The organism is Microvirga sp. KLBC 81 (genome assembly GCF_003075415.1).
Taxonomy (GTDB): Bacteria; Pseudomonadota; Alphaproteobacteria; order Rhizobiales; family Beijerinckiaceae; genus Microvirga.
This window is the reverse complement of sequence record NZ_QDAH01000043.1, coordinates 39,144-48,872: the sequence shown is the minus strand read 5'-3', so window position 1 is coordinate 48,872 and position 9,729 is coordinate 39,144. Positions and strand designations below refer to the sequence as shown.

Sequence of the window (9,729 nt, the reverse complement as noted above, 5' to 3'; positions counted from 1 at the left end):
AACACGCCCGACGAGTTCTTCAGGAACCCGCAGCACGAGCGCACCAGGCTCTTCCTGTCCCAGATCCTGCACTGAGCGGATCGGTGAAATGCAAAAGGCCCCGGAAAACTCCGGGGTCTTTTGTTTGCTGTGCTCGGATATCAGTCCTTCTTCGCAGGTCCCGTTCCTAGCGGCAAATCCTCCCGCGCGCCCCATTCGGCCCAGGCGCCGTCGTAGATCGCCCTCATCGGATGGCCAGCCACTTCGAGGGCGACGCCAACAATAGCCGCCGAAACGCCGGAGCCGCAGGTGGTGATCACCGGCTTCTCGGGATCGATACCGGCTTCTTTCAGAGCCTGCTGGATTCCCGCCTTGTCCTTCAGCTTGCCGTTCTCGACGATTTGGCCGAAGGGCAGGTTGAGGCTTCCCGGAATATGGCCTGAGCGAAGACCCGGGCGGGGCTCGGGCGCTTCGCCGCGGAAACGTTCGGCCGGGCGTGCATCGACCACCTGCGCAGCGTGTGTCCGAAGAGCCTCCTGAACGGCAGAGGCATCCGCCACGGCAGCGGTGTTGAAGGACGGCTTAAAGATCCTCGGTTCGCGTTTTCTCTCAGGCCCGGTCTCGATTGGGCGGCCTTCCGCCTTCCAGGCCGGGAAGCCGCCCTCGAGGATCGAGACGTTGCGAGCGCCGAACACCTGGAAGGTCCAGCGGACGCGCGGAGCGGAAAAGAGGCCAGCGCCATCATAGACGACGATGACCGTGTTCTCGTCTATGCCCATATCGCCGACCGTTTTTGCAAACACCTCCGGCGAGGGCAGCATGTGGGGCAGGGAGGACGAGGTGTGCTTGACCTTATCGATGTCAAAACGCACTGCGCCGGGGATGTGGCCCGCCAGGAACTCTGCGTCAGGGTCGCGGTTCTGTGTCGGCAGATACCAGGAGCCGTCGATGATCACGACATTCGGATCGTCCAGATGCTCCTGCAACCGTTCGGGTGAAACGAAGAGCTGGGACATGGTGATGCTCCTGATGATCGGTTTCATGGAAAGATAGGGTCTTCACTCGACGAGGGACAGGCGAACGCGGCGGTTCTGCTTGCCCTTCTTCTCGATGTCGGTGATGACGGCTTGGCCGATCTCGCCCGTGCGGCGCACATGGGTACCGCCACAGGGCTGCAGGTCGATGCCCTCGATCTCCACCAGGCGAACCCGGCCCGATCCGCGCGGCGGTTTCACCGACATGGTTTTCACCAGCCCTGGATTGGCATCGAGCTCCTCATCTGTGATCCAGCGGTCGGTGACAGGTGCGTCGCGCGCGATCAGCGCATTCAGCTTGTCGGTCAGGTCTGCCTTGTCGAGACCAGCGTCGGGAATGTCGAAATCAAGCCGCCCATCGCCATCACCAATCGCGCCGCCGGTGACCGGATAGGGCAGGACGACGCTCAGGAGATGAAGCGCGGTGTGGACGCGCATGCGCTTGAAGCGGCGCTCCCAATCGAGCTGCAGCTCGATATTATCTCCCGGGGTAAAGCGGGCGGCCTCTTCGGTGTCGACGAGATGGACGATCTGCGCGCGGTCGGAGCCGTAAACCGTGTTCGTGACATCGACCTTCTCGCCATCCGAGCGCACGATCAAACCCACATCGCCCGGCTGGCCGCCGCCTTGGGCGTAGAACACGGTGCGGTCGAGAATGACGCCGCCTTCGGGCGTCACAGCGAGCACGGTTGCCGTGCAGGAGCGGGCATAGGCATCGTCGCGAAACAGAAGAGCAGTGGCTGTCATGATCATTCCAGAAAGGCGGGGACAGGGGTGTTCCTGCACGAGAGCGCCGATGCTGACGGCAAGCAGCCTGATGGGTCAAGCCACTCCCTTGGTCTCATGGTCGAGATCACGCAGGCTGCGGAAGGCCGCGAGCGCACGTTCGCGCAGGGCCATGTGGCACGATGGGGACGGGATATGTCTTGCCAAGCTCCACGCCCGCGGCTTTCAGAACTGCCGCAGGCGTTTCCCAGGGCTGATGAATGTTGGCGGCGGGAAGGCTCGCAAGCTCCGGCACATAAGCGCGGACATAGTCACCGTTCGGATCGAATTTTTCGCCTTGTGTGATCGGATTGAAGATGCGGTGAAAAGACGCCGAATCCGGACCTGAGCCTGCGATCCACTGCCAGCCGAAGGCGTTGTTCGCCGGGTCCGCATCCACCAGCATATCCCAGAACCAAGCCTCGCCCTGCCGCCGATCAGTGAGGAGATGTTTTACCAGAAAGGACGCGACGATCATCCGCACGCGATTGTGCATCCAGCCCGTGCGCCAAAGCTGACGTGTCCCGGCATCCACGATCGGACAGCCTGTCCGGCCTCTCTGCCACGCTTTCAGGTATTCCGGATCGTTCTCCCACGGAAATCTTTCGAAACGCGGCGTATGCGAATTTTTTTGGCAGATGTGGATAAGTGTGCAGAAGCTGATCGCTGAAATCGCGCCAGACGACTTTACTCAAAAATTTTTGCGTGTCCTGAGACAGTTCAGGGCGTTCGGCAACGATATTCCGTGCCGCATGCCAGACCTGGCGCGGACCGATCTCGCCGAACTCAGATGCGGCGACAGGCGCGATGTTGCTTCTTTCCCCGGCACATTCCGGCTTTCTGCAAAGCCAAGAAGGACGGTTTCGAGAAAATGCCGCAGCCTTTCCTGAGCCGGGCGTTCGCCCGGCTGCCATATGGCACCGAATTCGGCAGCCCAATCGGGTTTTTTTGGCTTCAGTCCAGTTCATCTAACGGCACACCGAGATCGAGGACCGACTGAGGCCATGTGCCGCTGGGAATCAATGTAGGGACAGGGCGAGGGCCTTCGACGAGTCGCGCCAGGGGGCCTTGAGATAAGGCGTGAAGACCTGGAAGGGCTTTCCTGACTGATTCATCACTCGCCAGGGCTCGTGGAGAAGCCGCCCATTGAAGCTCTGAATCGTCAGGCCCCGATCCATCAGGCGCTTCTTGATCGTGCCGTCGAGGGCTATTTCGGCAGCGCCGTAGCGGCGATTCCAGAAAACAGCCTGGGCTCCGGTAGCGGAAATCACCCTCTCGATCGCCTGCAGAGCAGGGCCACAACACATCAGGACAGGGCGGGAACCTGCCCGCCGGAGCGATTCGTCGAGAGCCTTGAGCGAACCATGGAGCCGTCAGCGGGCCGCACCTCCCAAAGGTCTCGGGCCATCAGCCGATTCTCCCATAATTTCGAGGCACAGAACCGGTGCGCCCGCCTCCAGGGCGGCTGAGAGAGCAGGATTGTCGCTCAGGCGGTGATCGTCACGAAACCAGACAAGGACGGGGGAAGCCACGCCGTTTCTCCAAAGCACACGCCGAAGCAAAGCCTACTGCTACGCTTGGAAAACCTATGCAGCACGAAAGCGCACGAACCCCAAGCAGGCAGGGGCGTCGCTGAAGATGTATGATTTTTTCAGAGAGGGGGAGAAGTTGGCTCCGGCGGTAGGATTCGAACCTACGACCAACGGATTAACAGTCCGCTGCGCTACCGCTGCGCCACGCCGGAATAAGCCATACCTTCAGGAGACTTTCGCCTCTTCTCGCCGGGACTGCCGGAGCAGCTCTCGTCGGCGACGGTGCGTGGCATATAACACGAGTTTGGCGGGGTGCAAGCCCCTTTCGTGAGCTATCTCACAAAACGGGCTGTTGCTCTTTGGAAGGGCACTTGCTATGAGGCTCCCGCCGCGTTCGCGGTACGCCCCGGATGGCCTCGTGGCGGAGTGGTTACGCAGAGGACTGCAAATCCTTGCACCCCGGTTCGATTCCGGGCGAGGCCTCCAAGTCGAATTTCTGAGGCAATCTCCATGGTCGATTTCACGCAAGCGCGCCGGATGATGGTTGATAGCCAGCTGCGCACTTTCGACGTGAACGACCTTCCGTTGCTCGATGCCATGGACACCGTTCCGCGCGAGAAGTTCGTTCTCCCCGGCCGTGAGGAGCTTGCCTATATCGATCAGGACATTCTGGTCAGCGACAGCGCCACCCGCCGCTACATGCTCTCTCCCATGAACCTGGGCCGTATGATTCAGGCTCTTGGCGTCGAAGCCGGCGAGACGGCGCTCGATGTGGCTTGCGGCCGCGGCTATGCCGCCGCCGTATTCGACAAGCTCGGCGCTCGGGTGACGGCTCTGGAATCGGACGAGGCTCTCGCCGATGCGGCCAAGAAGAGCCTTGCAGTCGCCGGTGCAGGTGGGGTCGAGGTGGTGACCGGTCCGCTCGACCAGGGATATGCCGGGAATGCTCCCTACGACGTTATTCTCATCAACGGCGCGGTGGATGTGCGCCCCGAGGCGCTTCTGCAGCAGTTGGCCGAAGGCGGCCGCCTGGTCTGCGTGAAGGGTCGTGGCCGTGCGGCCCGGGCAACCCTCTATGTGCGCTCGGGCGATGCGTTCGGCGAGCGTACCCTCTTCGACGCTGCGGCTCCCGTTCTGGCGCCCTTCGTCCAAGAGCCCGGCTTCACATTCTGAATTCTTACTAAATTCCTAATTTCGTTCGAAAATAGTGTCGCTTTTTTGCGCCACCCCCACACTAAAATTCATCGCCTTGAAGGGGGGCTGTTGCCGACTCGAATGGCATAGTTATTGTTGCGCTTTGAATGATCCGAGTTTTGTGAATCGGTTTCGACGACGATTGAGCGTATCGAAATCGTCAGGCAGGTGGGCGTGAACGGGAAGCAATCCAGCAACAAGTATCGCATGCTCCTTGGAGTCATGGCCTCCGCATTCGTGCTGATGGGCGCGAACGGTGTTTCAGCCGAGACGCTGGAAAGCGCATTGGCCAGGGCCTATGGCAACAACCCAAACCTGAACGCCCAGCGCGCCGGCGTTCGTGCCGCCGACGAAGACGTTGCTCAGGCGAAGTCCGGCTACCGTCCACGGGTTACGGGCACTGCGGAGATCTCGCGCACCTACTCGCAATATGACCCGAGGACGCCGCGCAATATTTTCGGTACAGGGGGTGAGCAGACTGAGTGGCTGACACCTCGTAATTTTGGCGTTGAGATCACTCAACCGATCTTTGACGGGTTTCGGACGGATAATCAGGTTCGGCGGGCGGAATCAGGCGTTCTCCGCTCCCGGGAAGACCTGAACACCGTCGAACAGGATATGCTGTTCAGCGCCGCCAGCGCCTATATGAACGTGCTGCGCGACACGGCAATCCTCGATCTCCAGCGCAACAACGTCGAGGTGATCGACGAGCAACTGCGTCAGACCCGGGACCGCTTCAACGTCGGTGAGGTCACTCGAACAGACGTGGCTCAGGCCGAGTCGCGTCTCGCCGCCGCGCGCTCCCAGGCAAGCGCGGCCGAGGCCAATTTGCGGACCAGCATCGCGCAGTACCGCCAGTTTGTTGGCGTTGAGCCGCGACAGCTGGCGCCTGGGCGTCCGCTCGACAGGCTGACTCCCCGTACTGTGGATGCAGCTATCAAAATCGCACTTGGAGAGCATCCGGCCATCAAGGCTGCCCAGCATGCCGTCGATGCCGCCGAGCTTGCCGTGAAAGTTGCTCAGGGTGCACTCGCTCCGCAACTTGGGGTTACGGCTTCTGTTAACCAGGCCTATGACGTGCAAACGTCTGGCGACGAGAGGCTCGCTGCCGCCGTTGGGGCGAGGCTGACTGTTCCGATCTATGAAGGTGGACAGGTCTATGCCGAGGTCCGACAGGCCAAGGAACAGGCCGGTCAGGCTCAGCTCCAGGCGGATTGGGTTCGCGATCAGGTGCGCGCCGCAGTTCTATCATCCTGGGGTGAACTTGAGGCCGCTCGCGCACAGATCCAGGCTGCGCAGGCCCAGATCGATGCGGCCGAGACGGCTCTCAGCGGTGTCCGTGAAGAGGCCCGCGTCGGCCAGCGTACCACGCTGGATGTGCTGAACGCTCAGCAGGAGCTTCTCACGGCCCGCGTGAACCTGATCCAGGCGCAGCGCGATCGTGTGGTGGCCTCCTACAGCCTGGTTCAGTCCATGGGACGCCTCAACTCCCGTGCTCTGGGGCTCGCTGTGAATCACTATAGCCCCAAGATTCACTACGATCAGGTCAAAGATCTTTGGATCGGCACGGCCACGCCTGATGGTCGTTGATAAGTATCGGGGCCAGGGCGATTCAGTTCTGGCCCCGCTTGTTTTCTATAAGTTTGCGTAAAATACTTAAAAACAATTCTCAAGAATGAGATTCTAAAACTCTATTGTATTGGGTGGGGCTATGGGTTCGATGAACCTGAAGGTCAATGAACCATCGATGGAAGATATTTTAGCTTCCATCCGTCGCATTATTTCTGATGATCATGAACCGGCCCCGGGGCCGGCTTTCCGGGAGCCCGAGCCGACGCCCCTGAAGACCGTTCTCGATATCGCCGAGAGACATGTTTCCTCCGGTCTTTATCCTGAGCCTTTGCTTGACGTCGCCGAGGAGGAGAAATCTCTCGCCCAGGGCGATTCATTCCAGGAGGAGCGGTCCATCGCCCGTATCGCGGAGAGCTATGAGGCCGAACGGCCTGTTTCTCCGGCTGCCGTGCCAAAGGCTCCCGCTCCTCAGGCCTTCGCTCAGCCCTGCGAGCGGAACCCTGGCGAATCCCTCTTGTCCCGGATGACGGAAGCCTCCGTTTCCGAGGCCTTCGGACGGCTGAGTGCGGTCCGCGCGCAGAGCCAGCCCCAGACCGTCGAGGACCTGATGAAGGAGATGCTGCGGCCTATGCTCAAGGCATGGCTCGACGATAACCTTCCGACCCTCGTGGAGCGGCTGGTGAAGACCGAAATCGAGCGCGTGACTCGCGGATAAACCCCAAGTTTTCCGTCCATCGGTTGACTTCGTCCCATCCGTCCGGTTTGTAGCCGTCTTGCTCGCGCGTTTGGCGCGCCAACTGGCCGGTATCGCATCATGATGGACAAGACGTTCGACCCTGCTTCCGTCGAAGCACGCATCGCCACCCTCTGGGAGGAGGCCGAGGCCTTCAAGGCTGGACGGCCGGATCGCAGGGACGCCGAACCTTATTCCATCGTCATCCCGCCGCCGAACGTCACGGGCTCGCTCCACATGGGGCATGCCCTCAACAACACGATCCAGGACATCCTCTGCCGCTTCGAGCGCATGCGAGGCAAGGACGTGCTGTGGCAGCCGGGCACCGATCACGCGGGCATCGCCACCCAGATGGTGGTCGAGCGCAAGCTCATGGAGAAACAGATCCACCGCCGCGAGCTCGGCCGCGAGGAATTCATCAAGCGCGTGTGGGAGTGGAAGGAGGAGTCCGGCGGCACCATCGTGCGCCAGCTCAAGCGCCTCGGCGCCTCCTGCGACTGGTCGCGCGAGCGCTTCACCATGGACGAGGGCCTGTCCAAGGCCGTGCTGAAGGTCTTCGTCGACCTCTACAACCAGGGCCTGATCTACAAGGACAAGCGCCTCGTGAACTGGGACCCCAAGTTCCAGACCGCGATCTCCGATCTCGAGGTGGTCCAGGTCGAGGTGAAGGGCAACCTCTGGCACATCCGCTATGCCATCGAAGGCATGCCTGACCGCTCCATCACCGTTGCCACCACGCGTCCTGAGACGATGCTGGGCGACGTGGCCGTTGCCGTGCATCCGGAGGACGAGCGCTACAAGGATCTCGTCGGCAAGTTCGCGATCCTGCCGCTGGTGGGGCGCCGCATTCCGATTGTCGCCGACGAATATTCCGACCCTGAGAAGGGGACGGGCGCGGTGAAGATCACGCCTGCGCACGACTTCAACGACTTCGAGGTCGGCAAGCGCCACAAGCTGCCGCTGATCAACATCTTCGGCACGGAAGCGCAGCTGGCGCTCTCCGGCAATGAGGGCTTCCTTGAAGGCCTTCAGCAGACGGACGATCTGCAGGCCGTGATGGCTCTCGAGGGTCTCGACCGCTTCGAGGCGCGAAAGCGCATCGTCGCGATGCTCGAGGAGCGCGAGGTTCTCGTTCAGATCGAGCCGAACACCCATGTGGTCCCGCATGGCGACCGTTCGAACGTGGTGATCGAGCCTTATCTCACCGATCAGTGGTACGTGAACGTGAAGCCGCTGGCGGATCGTGCGCTTGATGCCGTGCGCAAGGGCCAGACCAGGTTCGTGCCGGAAAACTGGGAGAAGACCTACTTCCAGTGGCTCGAAAACATCGAGCCGTGGTGCATCTCGCGCCAGCTCTGGTGGGGCCACCAGATCCCGGCCTGGTACGACGACCAAGGCAACGTGTTCGTCGCGCACTCTGAGGAGGATGCGAAAGCCGAAGCGCGCACCACGCACGGCAAGGACGTGGCGTTGAAGCGCGACGAGGACGTGCTCGACACTTGGTTCTCCTCCGCGCTCTGGCCGTTCTCGACGTTGGGTTGGCCGGACGAGACGCCGGAACTCAATCGCTATTATCCGACCAACACGCTTGTCACTGGCTTCGACATCATCTTCTTCTGGGTCGCCCGCATGATGATGATGGGCCTGCACTTCATGGACGAAGTGCCCTTCGACACCGTCTACATCCACGCTCTCGTCCGCGACGAGAAGGGCGCGAAGATGTCGAAGTCGAAAGGCAACGTCATCGATCCGCTCGACGTGATTGAGCAGTATGGCGCGGATGCGCTGCGCATGACGCTCACCTCGATGGCCGCGCAGGGGCGCGACATCAAGCTGTCGGTTCAGCGCGTCGAGAACTACCGCAACTTCGCGACCAAGATCTGGAACGCGGCCCGCTTCGCCGAGATGAACGAGTGCAAGCGCATCGCAGGCTTCGATCCGAAGTCGGTGAAAGAGACGCTCAACAAGTGGGCGCTCAGCGAGTGCGCGAAGGCGGTCAACGACGTCGCGGCCGGTATTCAGGCCTACAAGTTCAACGAGGCGGCAGGTGCTGCCTATCGCTTCGTGTGGAACGTGTTCTGCGACTGGACGCTGGAGCTCGCCAAGCCCGTGCTGCAGGGGGCGGATTCTCCTGCGAAGGATGAGACCCGTGCCACCATCGCGTTCATCCTCGATGAAATCTGCAAGCTCCTGCATCCCATCATGCCCTTCCTGACGGAAGAGCTGTGGGAGGTGAAGGGGCAGGAGGGGCCGAAGCGCGAGACGATCCTGGCGCTGGCGCCCTGGTCGAATCTGGATCACCTCATCGATCCGCAGGCCGAGGCCGAGATCGGCTGGGTGGTGGACCTCGTCACCGAGATCCGCTCGGCCCGTTCCGAGACGAACGTGCCCGCCGGTGCGCAGATCCCGCTCGTGCTCGTCGCGTCTTCCGCCGATGTGAAGGCTCGTGCGGATCGCTGGGGCGATATCGTGAAGCGCCTCGCGCGCCTCTCCGGCATCTCGTTTGCAGATGCCGCGCCGAAGAGCTCGATCCAGCTCCTCATCCGCGGCGAAGTGGCGGCGCTGCCGCTGGAGGGTGTGATCGATCTCGATGCCGAGCGCGCGCGCCTCGCCAAGGAAATCCAGAAGCTGGATGTGGAGATCGGCAAGATCGATGCGAAGCTCGGGAACGCGGACTTCATCAAGCGCGCGCCCGAGGAGGTCGTCGAAGAGCAGCGCGAGCGCCGCGAGGAGGCTCTCACTCGCAAGACGAAGATGGAAGAGGCCCTCTCGCGCCTTAAGGATGCGTAAGCAATCCTTGCAAACACTCGTCATCACCGGCCTTGGGCCGGTGATCTCGATCTGAACGGCTCTGTGTCTCACAGAAGCGGGATGGCCGGGATGAACCCGGCCATGACGGGGAGGATACGGCGGATGACGA

General features: G+C 61.5%; 6 protein-coding genes, 2 tRNA genes and 1 pseudogene. 5 read left to right on the top strand and 4 right to left on the bottom strand.

Translation table 11 applies throughout. The annotated features are described in order from the left end of the window. Positions 1-140: 140 nt before the first annotated feature. The 4 genes and pseudogenes from sseA to DC522_RS21930 form a co-directional block, all read right to left on the bottom strand. Positions 141-995, bottom strand: a complete 855-nt coding sequence (gene sseA / locus DC522_RS21945) for a 3-mercaptopyruvate sulfurtransferase (protein ID WP_116530756.1) — start codon at positions 993-995, stop codon at positions 141-143. Between the two features lie 42 nt (positions 996-1,037). Further along, positions 1,038-1,760, bottom strand: coding sequence for an alanyl-tRNA editing protein (locus DC522_RS21940; RefSeq protein ID WP_116530755.1), 723 nt, complete (start codon positions 1,758-1,760; stop codon positions 1,038-1,040). Positions 1,761-1,835: 75 nt separating this feature from the next. Continuing rightward, positions 1,836-3,310 (bottom strand): annotated as a pseudogene (locus tag DC522_RS21935) (deoxyribodipyrimidine photo-lyase). 137 nt (positions 3,311-3,447) lie between these two features. Continuing rightward, positions 3,448-3,522 (bottom strand) — tRNA-Asn (locus DC522_RS21930). 200 nt (positions 3,523-3,722) lie between these two features. Between DC522_RS21930 and DC522_RS21925 the strand changes: the two genes are divergently transcribed. From DC522_RS21925 to DC522_RS21905, 5 genes are all read left to right on the top strand, one after another. Next, positions 3,723-3,796 (top strand) — tRNA-Cys (locus tag DC522_RS21925). Positions 3,797-3,820: 24 nt separating this feature from the next. After that, complete coding sequence (locus DC522_RS21920; RefSeq protein WP_116530749.1) at positions 3,821-4,483, top strand: protein-L-isoaspartate O-methyltransferase; 663 nt, start codon at positions 3,821-3,823, stop codon at positions 4,481-4,483. A gap of 228 nt (positions 4,484-4,711) precedes the next feature. Further along, positions 4,712-6,094: a TolC family outer membrane protein gene (locus DC522_RS21915; RefSeq protein WP_116530754.1), complete on the top strand. Its 1,383-nt coding sequence runs from the start codon at positions 4,712-4,714 to the stop codon at positions 6,092-6,094. A 121-nt stretch (positions 6,095-6,215) separates the two neighbouring features. After that, a complete protein-coding gene (locus DC522_RS21910; protein WP_371680199.1) occupies positions 6,216-6,791 on the top strand; it encodes a PopZ family protein in 576 nt (191 codons plus the stop codon). Positions 6,792-6,890: 99 nt separating this feature from the next. Continuing rightward, the gene (locus DC522_RS21905; protein ID WP_116530748.1) at positions 6,891-9,599 is read left to right on the top strand and encodes a valine--tRNA ligase; all 2,709 of its coding nucleotides are present in this window, start codon (positions 6,891-6,893) and stop codon (positions 9,597-9,599) included. The last annotated feature ends 130 nt before the right edge of the window (positions 9,600-9,729 follow it).